This window comes from Myxococcus llanfairpwllgwyngyllgogerychwyrndrobwllllantysiliogogogochensis (assembly GCF_006636215.1).
Lineage (GTDB): Bacteria > Myxococcota > Myxococcia > Myxococcales > Myxococcaceae > Myxococcus > Myxococcus llanfairpwllgwyngyllgogerychwyrndrobwllllantysiliogogogochensis.
The window spans coordinates 1-472 of sequence record NZ_VIFM01000726.1 but is presented as its reverse complement, the minus strand read 5'-3'; the positions used below and the strand labels follow the sequence as shown (position 1 = coordinate 472).

The following is a 472-nucleotide window of genomic DNA, read 5'->3' as shown; positions in this document are numbered from 1 at the left end:
ATCCCCAGGATCGGCAGGTTCAGGTGCGCCGTCGAGACAGACGCTGGCGCGCGGGTATCTGACATCGTGGAATTCATGGGTTGCTCCAGTGGTGAGTTCAACCGGCGAGTGCCGGCACGAGGGAGACTTTCAGGGTTGCCACGGGGTCAAGCTCAAGATGCCAGGCAGCGGGCTTTGGGGCGACCTTGCTGGCGCTTGACCTTGCTACCGTGGCAAGCCCAAAACTGCCCTTGCCGTAACTTTTTTCCACGAGGTGCACATGCTTGAATTTCAACTGCCCAACATGACCTGCGGCCACTGCGCCGGCATGGTCAGCCAGACTCTGAAAATGATGGATCCGGACTGCAAGATCGAGGTGGATATGGCCCACCGCAAGGTGTCGGTACAAAGCAGCGAGGACCGCAAGGCTCTCGCCGAGGCGCTGTCCGAGGCGGGCTACCCGCCCGCCTGAGGGGTTGGGTAGTTTCTGAGG

Annotated in this window: 1 protein-coding gene; it reads left to right on the top strand. The window is 61.0% G+C overall.

Annotated elements, in window-relative coordinates; all coding sequences use genetic code 11:
- The first annotated feature begins 259 nt into the window (after positions 1-259).
- Positions 260-451 carry a heavy-metal-associated domain-containing protein gene (locus FJV41_RS50235; protein WP_141649611.1) on the top strand — a complete coding sequence of 64 codons (192 nt, stop codon included), beginning with the start codon at positions 260-262 and terminating at the stop codon, positions 449-451.
- Positions 452-472 lie beyond the last annotated feature (21 nt).